Genomic DNA, 13,653 nt, shown 5'->3' with positions numbered 1-13,653 from the left:
TTTAAAAAACGCCTGCTTTACATTCGTTGATTGCCTTTACCAGCAATTCCTCCGTCTCAGGCGTGATCTGCTTCGTCTCGCGGATGCTTACAGGGATTTCAGAATATTTGCTGTCAATGAAGCTGGTCAAAGCCTTTTCAAAATCAAGGATTTTACCAGTAGGTATATCCAGGAGAAGCTTCCTGGTCGCCGCAAAGATAATGATGATCTGGTATTCAACCGGAATCGGCTGATACTGACCCTGCTTTAATACTTCTCTGATCCTCTCGCCCTGAGCAAGCTGTTCAGCCGTCTCCTTATCAAGCTCGGAACCAAACTGCGCAAAGCTTGCAAGTTCGCGGTACTGCGCCAGTTCCACACGGATGGGAGCTGCGATCTTCTTCATTGCCTTGATCTGGGCGGAGCCGCCTACACGGGATACGGAAAGACCTGCATTGATGGCAGGACGGAAGCCGGAGTTAAACATTTCTGTCTCCAGATAAATCTGTCCGTCTGTAATGGAAATAACGTTGGTAGGAATATAAGCGGATACGTCACCCGCCTGTGTCTCAATGATTGGAAGTGCTGTTAAGGAGCCTCCTCCCATTTCTTCTGAAAGCCTGGAAGCTCTCTCCAAAAGTCTGGAATGGAGATAGAAAACATCGCCCGGGTAAGCCTCACGGCCCGGCGGTCTCTTAAGCAGCAGGGACAGGGTACGGTAAGCTGCCGCATGTTTACTTAAGTCATCGTAAACAACCAGCACGTCCCCGCCGTTTTCCATCCATTCCTCTCCAATGGCACATCCGGAATAAGGAGCAATGTACTGAAGTGGAGCAAGATCGGAAGCGGTTGATACCACGACGGTCGTATAATCCATGGCTCCATACTCTTCCAATGTTTTAACAATGGTTGCAACTGTAGATGACTTCTGGCCGATGGCTACATAAATACAATGAACCCCCTGGCCCTTCTGATTAATGATGGTATCAAGGGCAATCGCCGTCTTACCTGTCTGGCGGTCGCCAATGATCAGCTCACGCTGTCCTCTTCCGATGGGAATCATGGCATCAATAGCCTTAATACCTGTCTGAAGGGGAGTATCTACTGATTTTCTGTCAATAACTCCGTGAGCCACACGCTCAATCTTACGGAATTTGTCTGTCTGGACCGGTCCCTTTCCATCAATGGGCTGTCCTAACGCATTTACAACACGGCCGGTTAATGCATCGCCTACAGGCACTTCCACCACTCGTCCGGTAGTCTTGACGGTATCGCCCTCGCTGATCGCGCCGGTACCCAGTAAAACCGCACCAACGTTATCTTCTTCCAGGTTGAGCACCATGCCGTAAATTTCTCCCGGGAACTCAAGAAGCTCTCCCTGCATGGCATTCTCAAGGCCATGGATACGGGCAATTCCGTCAGCCACCTGAATGACTGTACCGACATCAGAGACATCCAGTTTCGTTGAATACCTTTGAATCTGTTCCTTGATGACAGAACTGATCTCTTCTGGTCTTAAATTCATTAAGGTTTGCACCTTCTTTCTAAGATTATTAATGAAGTCCGATCGGCCAGACGGCCCTCCGGACAACTGATTTCCTAAATTCAGACTGGGCCTTCCCAAAAATCATGGACTGAAAAAAGGAAATCATGTCAGCTGCAGCTTTAACAAGCTGCGGCGCAAATCGTAAATCTGCGTCTTAACGCTGGAATCCACCACCCGGTCTCCGATCCGGATCACCATTCCGCCAATGAGTGACGGGTCTACCTGATAATCCATCTCAAATTCCACATAGGTCGTCGTATTCAGCAGTTTTTCTGCAAGACGGGCCTTTTGCCCCTCACTTAACTCAACAGCGCTGGTCACATGGGCCACGCCGATATTCTTATATTCCTTGACAGCGTTTACGAAGTATTCACAAATTGCCGGAATCTCCTTCTGTCTGCCTTTGTCGACAATGACTGCCAGAAAACCCATCAGATCATCCGATACGCGTCCGTCAAAAATATTCTTAATAATGCCGATTTTCTCTTCCTTTACAATCTTCGGATTATCAAGAAGCTCCGCCAATGACTGATTCTCACGCCAGATCATCTGCAGGCCTTTCACTTCCTCAAATAAAGCGTCCACTTCCTGCTTTCTTAAGGCTTCCTCAAACAATGCATCGCCGTATACTTTTGATACTAGCTTTGCCATGTGCTCTCACCCATCTCTTTCAAAGTCTCGTCAATCAGGGCATCCTGCACCGTAGTGTCAATGGAAGCAGCCACGACCTTACCGGCCATAAGAGAAGCTATGGATATGATCTGATCCTTCATATCATCAAGCGCTTTCTTTCTCTCCAGTTCCACCTCGCGGTTGCCCCGTGTAACAATGCGGTCCGCTTCTTCCCTGGCTTCTGCAATAATTTCTGCTTCACGCTGCTTCGCTCTTTTTCTGGCATCCTCTAAGATTGCTTCTGCTTCTTTCTTCACTTCCTGAAGTCTGGCCTCGTATTCTTCCTTCATTGCATGCGCAGCTTCCTTATCGTCGGCAGCACTTTTTAATTCTCCCGCGATCTTCTGTTTTCTTCTTTCCAGGGCTTCCCGTACCGGATTGAACAGCATATAGGATAACGCGAAGAACAAGATGAATATGTTGACGCCTGTCACAAATGAATCGAAAAGCAGCTGTGGGTCAAATCCCAATAATCGTTCCAAGGTTTCGCCTCCTCTCGCTCTTTATTCTTTCCCTGTTCTGCGGGGCGGCTTTTGCACCCGCCATTCCATTCTTTAGCTGAATGGCTTTAAGAACATGAGGATAGCAGCAACAGCGAAACCATAAAGACCTGTTGTCTCGGCAACGGCCTGTCCTAAAAGCATGGTAGATGTAATATCAGATTTTGCTCCCGGATTGCGTCCAACTGCAGCAGCCGCATGTCCTGCCGCTATACCCTGTCCAATACCAGGTCCGATACCTGCGATCATCGCAAGACCTGCACCGATTGCTGAGCAACCTAAGATAAAATCCTGTCCTGAAAAACCGTTCATAGAAAAATTCCTCCTGAATTTAATATTATTGAAGTTTAATCCATCTTATCATTGACATATACCATAGTCAGCATACAGAACACATAAGTCTGAATACAGCCTGAGAATATGTCACAATATACATGTAAAAATGATGGGATACCGATCTTTACAAAAATTGGCATCATCCCATACCACAACCCCATGATAACAACACCCGACATCATGTTGCCGAATAAACGGAGCGCCTGGGATAATGGGTTTGTAATTTCACCGATTAAGTTAATCGGGAACAAAACCGGAAACGGCTTAAACATGCTTGTGAGATGACCGATTCCATGATTCTTGATTCCCTGGTATTGCACCATGCAGAATGTGAAAACTCCAAGCATGAATGTAACACCAAAGTCACCCGTTGGCGTTCTAAGACCAAATAAGCCGCCAATATTGCAGAACAATATGAAAATAAATATAGTCCCAATATAATTAACAAACTTTTTTGCATTGTGACCCATCGTACCGTTTACCAGGCTGTCAAGCGACTCCACGGCAAGCTCCACAATATTCTGAAAGGTGCCTGGTACTTCTGTGGCCCGCTTCATTTTCCGGTTAGCAAGCACTGCTATTATTAAAATTACGATTGTCACAATGCTAAGGCCTATTTCTGTGGTAGTAATCCAAAGCTCCTGTCCAAAGGCCTGAAACTTTGTAACGCCTTTGATCATAAAGTCCACATTATTGGCACTCGCAACGACCATACGCTTAATCCTCCTTTCTTAAGAGATCCCACTTGACCGCAAAGGAGATCACTCTCCCTTTGCCCTACGGACAGCGATCTTGTGGATGGCAGGCTGTAAAAATGCCCCAGCCTTGAGTCCGAGGACTCCGATTACTACTGCGACCGGATTAAACCAGTTGGAAAACCGGATAATAACTGTCACCAGTATAACAATAAGCAGTAAATAGCGGATGACTGCACTGATCACACTCCGCTTCTGAACAGTCTTTGGATCCTCCGTCTTCATAGAGCGCTCAAGAACCAAAGCCATGGATAAAAACATGGCCATAGCTATTATCATACCCAAAAGTAATCCCGCAAAAACAGTACGATCGGGATACATAAAAAATGCCACCACCATAGCTGCCGCAGTGAAAAATACAATTCCGGCCGAAACCTCAAGCATCAGATTCTTTGTTTCCTTCCCCATTACAAGTCCTCCTGTCTACGAAAGCTTCTCATCGTCATGTCCTTTCACCCGGCTTGGCTGCTTCGGTTTATGCACCTTGGGTCTTTCTTCCTCCTGCCGCTCCATGCGAGACTTCTGATCTTCTTCCCGTTCTTCCCTTTCATTCATGGCAAGGGTGGACTTCGCCAGCTTATAAGCATTTAAGCCTCCTGCCAGAAATCCGAGAAACAGAAATAATAAAGTCAGCTTTGTCCCCGCATACCGGTCAATGTAGTAACCGGCAAGAATACAAAAAAATACAGGCGCCATGACACTCAACCCCAGTTGGGTCACCATCATGAAACTTCTCATTACGCTCTTATTATGGCGCATAATTCCACCTGCTTTCTGCATCCTGCACATATACTTGGTATTATACCTAAAAAAATTTGTTTTGTCTATTATATACGGAAATTTATCTGGGTTTTAAAGGAAGATGTATATAATACCAAAAATTGTATATCTATTATAAATCAATACCTTAAAAAAATATTGACACGCCAAAAAACTCCAATATTTTGCATGTTTAAAACAGAAAATCCCTAAAAAAAATTCTGGTTTTTACGAGAATGACTCATAAAAACCAGACCTTTTTCAAATTTCTATTTACGCTTCTTTTGTACCCGGAAGAATTGTTTCAACTTCTGCATGTGGACGAGGAATTACATGCACGGATACCAGCTCGCCTACGCGCTGAGCTGCTGCTGCACCTGCATCGGTCGCTGCCTTAACAGCTCCTACGTCGCCTCTTACCATAACGGTAACAAGACCGCCGCCTACAAACTCCTTGCCGATCAGGGTAACGTTCGCTGCTTTTACCATAGCATCTGCTGCTTCGATGGATCCAATCAAACCTTTTGTTTCAATCATTCCTAATGCATCGTATTTCATTTTATAATCCTCCTATTTATAATTAATTTTTAATGGTTCTCTTACTTTACAATAGTTACGCTTGAAGAACTGCCAAGTCCCATGGCATTTGCTTCTTCCGTATCAAGATGGCATTCCAGGCTGGATGTATCGGTTACGCGGATTGCCGTATGGTGAAAGATGCCGCCCCGGATTCCCTCTGTCTGAATGCTTACTGTCTGTCCGTCATGAACGCCGAATTTCATGGCATCCTGAGGAGTCATGTGAATATGTCTTTGGGCAATGATCAGCCCTTCTCTTGTCTGAACGGAGCCCTTGGGTCCCACCAGGGTGATCCCCGGTGTGCCGGTTAATTCGCCGGACATTTTAGGCTGAGAATTTGTTCCAAGCTTAAAACAGTCGGCCGCCAGAACCTCGATCTGAGTCTGTCTTCTGACCGGACCTAATATACGGACCTTTTCAATGGCGCCTTTCGGACCGCATATGGTGACTGTTTCCTTGCATGCATACTGTCCCGGCTGGGATAAGTCCTTCATTTTGGTCAGCTGATAACCCTGGCCGAAAAGGATATCCAAGTCTTCCTGAGACAGATGCACATGGCGGTTGGAAACGCCGACTGGTATTCGAAACTCATCGGTTCCGGATTCCGCTTTCACGGCCTCCATTAAGAGTTTGATTACCGCTTCATACTTATCCATTCCTGTTCTCCCTTCCTGGTTCATTTACTGGCCCTTCATAGCCAATACGATCTCCTTTACAAGAGCAGCCAGCTTCTCATTGTCATCGCAGCTTCCCTGAACAGATGCAGCCGGAGAACTTTCTTTCTTACCGAAGGAAGCTACAAAATCGGCAGGACTTAAGGATGCGCCCTGGGATTTTTCCTTCCATGTAAAGGTAGGATCCTCTTCTGCAATGGTGGAACAATCCTTTAAGCCAAAAGCTACCTTTTTCACATTGAGGAGATGCTTTGGACTTACGTTTTCAGAAACAGAGCTTCCGCCGCAGGTTCCGCAGCCTAATGTAAAAGAAATAGGAAGGCCTGTGCTGATTCCGGTTCCGCCCTGGCTTCCTCCTGTGTTCACAAGGATCCTGGAAGCAGGCTTTGCAGCAAATTTAAGAACCATATCCCTGTCCTGGGTATGAATGCTCATGGTATGTCCGATCCCGTTCTGTAAAAGGCGGATGCTTAAGCCGCAGGCTTCTTCCCAGTTCTTTACGGTATAAAAACCAAGGACAGTTGTCAGCTTTTCGTAGGATAATGGATATCCTTCTCCAACGCCTTCCTGCTTGCCGATGAGGACCCTGGTCCCTTCCGGGATCTGGATGCCTGCTGCCTGTGCAATCACCTGGGGAGAGCGGCCGACAAATTTGGCATTCATGTTATGGCCGTTCTTAAATAACAGATCGCAGACTTTGTCTGTTTCTTCCTTTGACATAAAGTAACCCCCCTGGCTTTTTAACTCCGCAACCACTTCTGAATGGTTGCTTTCCTCGCAGATGATGGACTGCTCGGAAGCACAGATGGTACCGTAGTCAAAGGTCTTGCTTGCAAGAATTGTCTTTACCGCCTGCTTCACATCAGCTGTTTTTTCTATGTAAGCCGGGGAGTTACCTGCACCTACGCCAATGGCCGGCTTTCCTGCACTGTATGCAGCCTTCACCATACCAGGGCCGCCGGTTGCAATGATAACGGAAACTTCCTTGCACTTCATCAGCTCGTTGGTAGAGCCCATGGATGGCATGGATACACAGCCGATGATCCCCTCCGGTGCGCCTGCTGCCATTGCGGCATCACGCATGACCTCTGCAGCCTTTAAAGTGCATTTCGCAGCAGACGGATGGGGAGAAAATACAATGGCGTTTCCGGATTTAATGGCAATCATGGATTTAAAAAATACGGTGGAGGTGGGGTTGGTGGAGGGAACGATTCCCATAACAAGTCCGACCGGCTCTGCCACATCAATGGTTTTATTCACCGTATCCTCCTCAAGGATCCCTCTTGTCTTCATATCCTTGATTTCTTCATATAAAAGAGTGGAGGCGGCATGATTTTTATATGCCTTGTCAATGACCTTTCCGAAACCGGTCTCTTGGGCAGCCATTTCCGCCAGACAAAGAGCGTGTTCCTCTCCTGCCTTTGCCATACTCTTAAGAATGGTGTCAATCTGTTCTGCCGTATATCCGGCAATTTTTTTAGCGGCTGCTTCACCGCATCTTGCTAAGTCCCTTGCTTCCTGAATGGAACGCAAATCATAATCAAAATTTTCCATGTTCCCGTTCTCCTTTCTACGAGACGAAACACGCTCCGCGAGTTTCGCTCGTTGTCGCGGCTGCTACATTAATTATTCTGTCCATAATACTTCCCGAATTCTTCCAGCAGCAGGGTTTTATTTGCCTTTGAAATTTCCCGTCCGGCTATGGTAAACTCCGGATATTCACGGGCAAGGGTTCTAAGCTCTGTTACCTTCATATCTTCAAGTATCTTCATCGTTTCTTCCAGACCATCCTGCTTCATCCATAGGTCCATGGTTTCCCGCTTGATGGTATCCACCGTTTCCGGTTCATTGAAAGGCTCCAAAGACGGTTCTTCTTTGATTTCCGGAACCAATGCCTTGTCCGGTTCATCCGGAGTTCCTCCGCCGACTACAGCCGTCAGCTCATCATGAGGCCTGGCAATCACATGGCGTGTTACTAGAGCAGCGCTGTTTATGCGTTCTACCGCTGCTGCACCGGCGTCCACCGCTGCCTTTACTGCCGCCACATCGCCGGTCACCGTAACAGCTACGAGACCTCCGCCGACTTTGGTCTTTTCCAGAAGAGACACGTCCGCCGCTTTTAACATGGCATCTGCCGCCTCAATGGCTGTCAGCACGCCTTTTGTTTCTATAAAGCCAAGTGCCTGCATTGTTTACCTCCTTAAACCAAGTCAGCCCAGTTCGCCGGATACGTTGCGTAAAATACTCTCGCCTTGTCCGGAGAACCCCAGATTACTTTGGAACCTGATGGTACGAAGAGCACATCACCGGCTTTTGCCGTGTAGATCTTTCCGTCAATGGTAACGGTTAAGGTTCCTTCAATTACATAATCGATCTCCTCATAGGTCAATTCCCATTCAAAGCTGGAATGATCGATCACAAGGAAACCTGCACTGATATGGGACTCATCCTTGCTTACCAGTTCTTGATAGTAAGCCTTAACAGATGGATCACCCGTATCAAATACGTCCATTTTTACAGAACTTCCGCGGACTACTTTAAGACCGTTTCCATGGTTTTCTGACTCATAGGGCTTTAAAATGTCATTTAACAGGCCCTTTTCCATTAAAGTCTTCAGTACCATATAAATTTTATCGCTGTCCATATCAAATCCTGCAAAAGCCGCCGGGGCCGGAGCCAGTGTCTGCTCCTCTGCCTTATCACAGAATTTGATGCCAAAGGCATCAGCTGCATCCTTTGCAGACGGAGTGATGATGCTTCCGCTTTCCATGTAAAATACCTTTTTTCCCTCAGCGTTTAACTTTTCTACATCCTTTGCACAAATCAACTGCTTCATATGATCACTTCCCTTCTATATAAATTGGCAATCCTCATCAATGATCCCGATCACTACGGCATCTACGGGAACCTCATCGCTTCCCAGCATCCGTCTGGCAGAAGATCCGGTGGAAACGATCACACGGTCACCGATTCCCGCGCTGATAATATCCGCTACGATCAGCCGTTCCCCTTCCCGTGTGCCTCCAATGATCTCGGCGAGCATAAATTTATATCCGTTTAAGGACTCCGCTTTTCTGGTTGCCCATATGTTATCAATCAGTCTTGCCGCTACCATTCTTCCACCCCTCTCTTTTCTCTTTGTTTAATTTCGTCCAAGGCTGCCTCTACCGATGCCGTATCTCCAAAAATCGCCAGCATGATCATGTTCTGGGGGCAGCTTCCTCTGATGTCTTCTACCGTAACACCTACTGCCTTTTCTGCCACATCAGCAGCACAAACCATTTCAATGATCCTGCCCTGTATCAGTCCTACTGCGTCCACCGGTCCTATGGGGGATGAGGTACCGGAGCCCTTCCTGCGGTTTAAGATATCAATGGTTCCCTGTGACGGTGATTTAATTATACGGTATTCCATATTGTCCACATCCTTTATGCCAGCTCTTCCCGGGTGCAGGAAAATGCGATTCCAAGAGGAGTCACAAACATTGGGTTCTCAGGTTTCCGTGTCCTGATTCCCGTCTGTTTTTCAATGATTGCCTCGATTCCGGTAAGGCAGCAGGTACCGCCTACCAGATAGATTTCCTGTACATCATGTCCTTTAATATGGCGGCTTATGATGGAAGCCACCTTCTCCACAACCGGTTTTAAAACCGGAAGCAGTTCTTTATGGTTTTCTTCTTTCCGCTTATAAACTTCTGCTTCCTGAAAGGGCATTTGGTAAGCACCGGAGATCACCAGGGAGAAATGAGTCCCTCCTGTTGGTTCATCTGCTACATACACCACTTTTCCATCCTTTAGAATGGAAATTCCGGTGGTGCCTCCTCCGATATCAACGACTGCGCCGTTCTTTATTTTTAAAACTGCGTTTGCTGCCGTAGGCTCATCCAGAAGAGCCGTGATCTCAAATCCAGCTCCCTGGACCACGTTCTTGATGGCTCCTCCGTCTAAGGAGTCGGTACCAGGAGGAATGGCTGCAGCTGCAAAATACAGTTCCGTTCCCAGCTTTTCCTCCAGCTCTTCCTTCAGCTCCCGTACGATTCTTATGGCACCGATATAATCCACTACCATTCCATCCCGGACCACATCTGCATACCGGTAAGCGCCTGCAACAGGTTTGTAATTCTCATCTAAAACAGCCAGCACCACACACGCCGTTCCCAGATCAACTCCGGTATAGTAAACAGAGGAGCCACCCATTACGGGCTGCTTAACAACTGCCTCGAACCGGCTCACCAGTTCATTGCAGCCATCAAATGTTATATCTTCCTTTGACATGTTTTTCCTCCATATTCCAGACATATCATCTGCGATAAGCGGTTAATAACCGGGTTTAAGTTTTCGCTCCCTGCTTCAGCCGCCAGCTCTCTTGTGCTGCAGCGCAGGCGGTGCAGAAGAAGGATTTCTTTCCCTTTTTCTGACTGTGCATGAAAACCTGTTATTTCAAAGCAATCCTCAAAGGGTTCCTGTAAGTTATCCTCATGAAATCCGGTGCAGGGTTTAAATCCGGTTTCCTCTTCCCGGCCCTCTTTTTTAAGGTTGGAAAGTTTTCGTTCCAGATCAAATACCTGTTCTGCCAGAAGAACGTCCCGGCCTAACAGTTCAAGGCCCACTTCCAAAAACTGTGCCTGAAGCGTTTTCTTCCTTAACACGAAATGATCCTTGCAGATTTCTTTTTCCGGTGCTGCTTCCTTTTTCTCCGCAGGTTTTATACTTTTCTGTTTTGCCATCATGGGGTCATCTGTTATGGAAATCTTCTTATCCACCAGAAACTGGCGGGCTCCGGGTGTCAGTCTGGTTCCCACAGGGAGGTCATAGGCGGTAAAGGGTTCTTTTCTGAATAAAATCCTTAAATCATCTTCCGTGATGAATTTCATCAATAGCCCCCCTTACACAGTTTCCGGTAAATGGCTTCAATTTCTTCTGCCACAGGCACTCTTGGGTTGGTCAATGTACAATTGTCAGCCAGAGCTTTTTCCGCCATATCCCCTACGGCCTGCTCAAATTCGTCTTTATCAACTTTTAAATCCGTAATCTGCTGAGGTATTTTGATCTTATTCATCAGATTTTTGATGTGGCGCACCAGGCCGTGTACCGTGGCCTTATCTGTTCCGGCTGCGATTCCAAGCATATTGGCGATTGCCACATACCTGCCGCAGGCTTTCTGTTCACCTGCGTCTTCCAGTCCGGCATTGTAGCTGATGACATGGGGAAGCAGGATGGCATTGCTTCTTCCGTGAGGAATGTGAAACCGTGCTCCAAGAGCATGGGCCATGCTGTGGCAAAGCCCTAAGGAAGCTCCGTTAAAAGCAACTCCGGCCAGACAGGATGCATTGTGCATGTGAGTTCTGGCTTCCATGTCGCTTCCGTCCTCTACGGTACGTGCCAGGTAGTTCCATACCAGCCTTACAGCCTTTTCTGCGCAGGCATCGGTAAAATCACCTGCATTGGTTGAAACATAAGCTTCCAGGGCATGAGTCAGAACATCCATTCCGGTATCCGCCGTAATATGAGGCGGAACAGACACCGTAAACCGGGGATCAAGGAATGCCGCATCCGGCACCATGCTGTCGGAGCGCAGCGGATATTTGGCCTGGGCCTGGGGATCAGAGATCACGGAAAAACTGGTCACTTCACTGCCGGTACCACTGGTTGTGGGAACTGCGATCAAAAACAGCTTCCCATTTCCCATCTGGCTGTAAATATGGCTTGCTGCCTTGGCAGTATCAATGGCAGAACCGCCGCCAAAGGCGATCACTGCATCCGGACCAAAACACTTCATTCCGCCGATGGCCTTTGAGACCACTTCAATGGTAGGATCCGGCACTACTTCGGAAAACACTTCATAGCTGCTCCCTTTTTCCTTCAAAAGCTCTGTGATCATGTCCACCTTGCCGCATTGGGCCATAAAGGGGTCACAGATAATATAAGCCTTTGTCACAGGAAGTTCCTTCATCTTATCCAGACAGGAAGATCCCATATATACCTTTGTATTCATTACAAATTGCTCCACGTTACATTTCCCTCCTTTCCTCTTATTTGCCCATGTATTTTGGGCATTCAGGTATACCCGCAGGGTGTTTCCTCTTATTTGCCCATAGGGCATTTCCTTTTATTTTAATTCTTCCAATAATTCAAGAAGTCCGGTCCCTTCAGACAGATTGATATGGTAATAGGGCTCCTTTGCCCCGGTTTTTTTCAGCTGACGGATACACCAGCCATCATTTTCCGTTTTTTCTCCGTCTCCTGTAATCACGCCGATCACCGGGACCCGGAAGGCTTTTGCAAATCCAGGCGGATAACTTTCCCGGCATGATGACTGGTCTACCAGCATCAACACATGAGAGGCATCCTGTGCCGCCGCTATGATATGCTTGTGCATCCAGGGACTTTCCAAGTAAACCCCCGGCACATCCAGAGTTTTTTTCCCATATACCATGTTCTGGGTTTTCCTGGCCGGACCGGTGAGACCGTTTATAACGTTGGCCAGGGAAGTTTTCCCGCTGCCGCCGGGACCGATGATCATGATCCGCTTTTTTCTCATGTTTTTGTTACCGCGGGCACCATATAACCTAGCCCCCGCTTTAAGGTATCACATACCGCAGTCAAAGCAGTTTCCACGCTGTCCACATCTCCTGCAATGATTACAGAGCCTGTAAAACGGTCTAAAAAGCCGATTTCCACGTCTGCCGCCTTTGCCGCAATATCCGCCGCAATGATGGAGGTTTCAAAAGGGGACAGGGTGAGAATTCCGATGGCTCCCATTTCATCGATGCCAAGGCATTCATACACCTCCGGTATGGGAGATGCGATCACATGGGCTATGGTCACCTGCTTGCCCGGAACGGATTCCTCTATGACACGCTGCATCTCAATCATGGCCTCTTCCCCTTTCTTAATGCTTCACCACAGTGACCGGGAACCGGTATTCCTTTATCCACCCTTCGATCCGGTCTAAATCCTCCATGCTTAAGCTTGGATCACCTTCAATGGGGTATTCCATATCAAGCTGATTGTATTTATTAACTCCCAGCTTATGGTATGGAAGTAAGTCAATTCCCTTAAAATTTTTATAATCACGGAAGGGCATCAGGAATTTAATTACCCCGTCGATTTCCTCCCGGCTGTCATTGATTCCCTTCAGCATGGGCATGCGGACCTTTACGTTGAAACGGCGGTGAAGCAGTTCCTTTAAGTTGGTAAGAATCTGTTCATTGTTCACGCCCACCAGCTCATTGTGGCGGACAGGGTCCATATGCTTGATATCAAACAGGAATAAGTCCACATACTCCGCGATTCTTAAAATGGTTTCCGTACTTGTATAACCGCAGGTCTCAATGGCTGTATTGATCCCTTCCTGCTTGCAGGCCATTAACAGGTTTAAAGCCGCTTCCGGCTGGGCGGTCACTTCTCCGCCGCCAAGTGTCACGCCGCCGCCTGAAATATCATAAAAGGCAGCATCCTCTTCCACGATTTTAAGCAGTTCTGAAATGGTCTTAACTTCTCCGGCAATGGTCAGCGCTGCATTGGGACAGGCATTTTTGCATTTCATGCAACCGATGCAGTCCTTTTCCCGCTGGATTTCATGTTTTCCCGTCTCTTTGGACATTACATGGATTCCTACGGGGCACACATCAGCGCACGCCCCGCAGCTTACACAGGAATTTTGCTTATACATCACCTGGAATTTCCGCACCATTCCTTCTGGATTGGAGCACCATTTACACCGGAGGGGACAGCCTTTAAAGAATACCAGGGTTCTGATTCCCGGCCCGTCATACATGTTGTATTTCTGCACGTTAAAGATAAACGCTTTACGCTCAATCTCTCCTGTTGTTCCATGGTCCATTGTGATTG

Annotated in this window: 20 protein-coding genes; all 20 read right to left on the bottom strand. The window is 47.4% G+C overall.

The window, feature by feature from the left end; all coding sequences use genetic code 11:
• Position 1: 1 nt before the first annotated feature.
• The 20 genes from atpA to cutD all read right to left on the bottom strand — a co-directional run bounded on the left by atpA (position 2) and on the right by cutD (position 13,645).
• A complete protein-coding gene (atpA, locus tag K401_RS0111615; protein ID WP_024293102.1) occupies positions 2-1,504 on the bottom strand; it encodes a F0F1 ATP synthase subunit alpha in 1,503 nt (500 codons plus the stop codon).
• A 123-nt stretch (positions 1,505-1,627) separates the two neighbouring features.
• Entirely contained in the window at positions 1,628-2,176 is a 549-nt protein-coding gene (gene atpH, locus K401_RS0111610) for an ATP synthase F1 subunit delta (protein ID WP_024293101.1), read from the bottom strand.
• The gene (gene atpF / locus K401_RS0111605) at positions 2,164-2,679 is read right to left on the bottom strand and encodes a F0F1 ATP synthase subunit B (protein WP_024293100.1); all 516 of its coding nucleotides are present in this window, start codon (positions 2,677-2,679) and stop codon (positions 2,164-2,166) included. Before atpF ends, atpH begins: the two co-directional genes overlap by 13 nt.
• Positions 2,680-2,751: 72 nt before the next feature.
• On the bottom strand, positions 2,752-3,009 hold the full coding sequence (gene atpE / locus K401_RS0111600; RefSeq protein WP_013274565.1) for an ATP synthase F0 subunit C: 258 nt from the start codon (positions 3,007-3,009) through the stop codon (positions 2,752-2,754).
• A gap of 35 nt (positions 3,010-3,044) precedes the next feature.
• Positions 3,045-3,746 (bottom strand): F0F1 ATP synthase subunit A, encoded by a 702-nt coding sequence (gene atpB, locus K401_RS0111595; protein ID WP_027352487.1) that lies wholly within the window; start codon positions 3,744-3,746, stop codon positions 3,045-3,047.
• A 48-nt stretch (positions 3,747-3,794) separates the two neighbouring features.
• On the bottom strand, positions 3,795-4,196 hold the full coding sequence (locus K401_RS0111590) for an ATP synthase subunit I (protein WP_024293098.1): 402 nt from the start codon (positions 4,194-4,196) through the stop codon (positions 3,795-3,797).
• 15 nt (positions 4,197-4,211) lie between these two features.
• On the bottom strand, positions 4,212-4,547 hold the full coding sequence (locus K401_RS0111585; RefSeq protein ID WP_024293097.1) for an AtpZ/AtpI family protein: 336 nt from the start codon (positions 4,545-4,547) through the stop codon (positions 4,212-4,214).
• Between the two features lie 273 nt (positions 4,548-4,820).
• Positions 4,821-5,105, bottom strand: a complete 285-nt coding sequence (eutM, locus tag K401_RS0111580) for an ethanolamine utilization microcompartment protein EutM (protein WP_024293096.1) — start codon at positions 5,103-5,105, stop codon at positions 4,821-4,823.
• Positions 5,106-5,146: 41 nt separating this feature from the next.
• Entirely contained in the window at positions 5,147-5,782 is a 636-nt protein-coding gene (locus K401_RS0111575) for a phosphate propanoyltransferase (RefSeq protein ID WP_024293095.1), read from the bottom strand.
• A 24-nt stretch (positions 5,783-5,806) separates the two neighbouring features.
• Entirely contained in the window at positions 5,807-7,354 is a 1,548-nt protein-coding gene (locus tag K401_RS0111570) for an acetaldehyde dehydrogenase (acetylating) (RefSeq protein WP_024293094.1), read from the bottom strand.
• 68 nt (positions 7,355-7,422) lie between these two features.
• On the bottom strand, positions 7,423-7,989 hold the full coding sequence (locus tag K401_RS0111565) for a BMC domain-containing protein (protein WP_024293093.1): 567 nt from the start codon (positions 7,987-7,989) through the stop codon (positions 7,423-7,425).
• A gap of 11 nt (positions 7,990-8,000) precedes the next feature.
• Entirely contained in the window at positions 8,001-8,636 is a 636-nt protein-coding gene (locus K401_RS0111560) for a EutQ-related cupin domain-containing protein (RefSeq protein WP_024293092.1), read from the bottom strand.
• A 15-nt stretch (positions 8,637-8,651) separates the two neighbouring features.
• Positions 8,652-8,915, bottom strand: coding sequence for a EutN/CcmL family microcompartment protein (locus K401_RS0111555; protein WP_013274574.1), 264 nt, complete (start codon positions 8,913-8,915; stop codon positions 8,652-8,654).
• Positions 8,909-9,214, bottom strand: a complete 306-nt coding sequence (locus K401_RS0111550; protein ID WP_013274575.1) for a BMC domain-containing protein — start codon at positions 9,212-9,214, stop codon at positions 8,909-8,911. The genes K401_RS0111555 and K401_RS0111550 overlap by 7 nt, the downstream gene beginning before the upstream one ends.
• Before the next feature lie 14 nt (positions 9,215-9,228).
• Positions 9,229-10,074 carry an ethanolamine utilization protein EutJ gene (eutJ, locus tag K401_RS0111545; RefSeq protein ID WP_024293091.1) on the bottom strand — a complete coding sequence of 282 codons (846 nt, stop codon included), beginning with the start codon at positions 10,072-10,074 and terminating at the stop codon, positions 9,229-9,231.
• Positions 10,056-10,673 (bottom strand): hypothetical protein, encoded by a 618-nt coding sequence (locus tag K401_RS0111540; RefSeq protein WP_029700739.1) that lies wholly within the window; start codon positions 10,671-10,673, stop codon positions 10,056-10,058. Before K401_RS0111540 ends, eutJ begins: the two co-directional genes overlap by 19 nt.
• Positions 10,673-11,809, bottom strand: coding sequence for a 1-propanol dehydrogenase PduQ (locus K401_RS0111535; RefSeq protein WP_024293089.1), 1,137 nt, complete (start codon positions 11,807-11,809; stop codon positions 10,673-10,675). Before K401_RS0111535 ends, K401_RS0111540 begins: the two co-directional genes overlap by 1 nt.
• A gap of 99 nt (positions 11,810-11,908) precedes the next feature.
• Positions 11,909-12,340, bottom strand: a complete 432-nt coding sequence (locus K401_RS0111530) for a EutP/PduV family microcompartment system protein (protein ID WP_024293088.1) — start codon at positions 12,338-12,340, stop codon at positions 11,909-11,911.
• Positions 12,337-12,675 carry a BMC domain-containing protein gene (locus tag K401_RS0111525; protein WP_024293087.1) on the bottom strand — a complete coding sequence of 113 codons (339 nt, stop codon included), beginning with the start codon at positions 12,673-12,675 and terminating at the stop codon, positions 12,337-12,339. Before K401_RS0111525 ends, K401_RS0111530 begins: the two co-directional genes overlap by 4 nt.
• Before the next feature lie 16 nt (positions 12,676-12,691).
• Positions 12,692-13,645, bottom strand: coding sequence for a choline TMA-lyase-activating enzyme (gene cutD / locus K401_RS0111520; protein ID WP_024293086.1), 954 nt, complete (start codon positions 13,643-13,645; stop codon positions 12,692-12,694).
• Positions 13,646-13,653: the final 8 nt, after the last annotated feature.

Origin of the sequence: Lacrimispora indolis DSM 755 (genome assembly GCF_000526995.1) — a bacterium.
Classification (GTDB): domain Bacteria; phylum Bacillota; class Clostridia; order Lachnospirales; family Lachnospiraceae; genus Lacrimispora; species Lacrimispora indolis.
This window is presented reverse-complemented; position numbering and strand designations above follow the sequence as displayed.

Bases quoted from the DNA above. Each gene is read 5' to 3' on its own strand.
- K401_RS0111555 (WP_013274574.1), bottom strand. From the start codon at position 8,915: ATGGTAGCGGCAAGACTGATTGATAACATATGGGCAACCAGAAAAGCG.
- eutM (WP_024293096.1), bottom strand. From the start codon at position 5,105: ATGAAATACGATGCATTAGGAATGATTGAAACAAAAGGTTTGATTGGA.
- K401_RS0111530 (WP_024293088.1), bottom strand. From the start codon at position 12,340: ATGAGAAAAAAGCGGATCATGATCATCGGTCCCGGCGGCAGCGGGAAA.
- K401_RS0111565 (WP_024293093.1), bottom strand. From the start codon at position 7,989: ATGCAGGCACTTGGCTTTATAGAAACAAAAGGCGTGCTGACAGCCATT.
- K401_RS0111570 (WP_024293094.1), bottom strand. From the start codon at position 7,354: ATGGAAAATTTTGATTATGATTTGCGTTCCATTCAGGAAGCAAGGGAC.
- atpB (WP_027352487.1), bottom strand. From the start codon at position 3,746: ATGGTCGTTGCGAGTGCCAATAATGTGGACTTTATGATCAAAGGCGTT.
- atpH (WP_024293101.1), bottom strand. From the start codon at position 2,176: ATGGCAAAGCTAGTATCAAAAGTATACGGCGATGCATTGTTTGAGGAA.
- atpE (WP_013274565.1), bottom strand. From the start codon at position 3,009: ATGAACGGTTTTTCAGGACAGGATTTTATCTTAGGTTGCTCAGCAATC.
- atpA (WP_024293102.1), bottom strand. From the start codon at position 1,504: ATGAATTTAAGACCAGAAGAGATCAGTTCTGTCATCAAGGAACAGATT.
- K401_RS0111585 (WP_024293097.1), bottom strand. From the start codon at position 4,547: ATGCGCCATAATAAGAGCGTAATGAGAAGTTTCATGATGGTGACCCAA.
- eutJ (WP_024293091.1), bottom strand. From the start codon at position 10,074: ATGTCAAAGGAAGATATAACATTTGATGGCTGCAATGAACTGGTGAGC.
- K401_RS0111540 (WP_029700739.1), bottom strand. From the start codon at position 10,673: ATGAAATTCATCACGGAAGATGATTTAAGGATTTTATTCAGAAAAGAA.
- K401_RS0111525 (WP_024293087.1), bottom strand. From the start codon at position 12,675: ATGATTGAGATGCAGCGTGTCATAGAGGAATCCGTTCCGGGCAAGCAG.
- K401_RS0111560 (WP_024293092.1), bottom strand. From the start codon at position 8,636: ATGAAGCAGTTGATTTGTGCAAAGGATGTAGAAAAGTTAAACGCTGAG.
- K401_RS0111550 (WP_013274575.1), bottom strand. From the start codon at position 9,214: ATGGAATACCGTATAATTAAATCACCGTCACAGGGAACCATTGATATC.
- K401_RS0111590 (WP_024293098.1), bottom strand. From the start codon at position 4,196: ATGGGGAAGGAAACAAAGAATCTGATGCTTGAGGTTTCGGCCGGAATT.
- cutD (WP_024293086.1), bottom strand. From the start codon at position 13,645: ATGGACCATGGAACAACAGGAGAGATTGAGCGTAAAGCGTTTATCTTT.
- K401_RS0111575 (WP_024293095.1), bottom strand. From the start codon at position 5,782: ATGGATAAGTATGAAGCGGTAATCAAACTCTTAATGGAGGCCGTGAAA.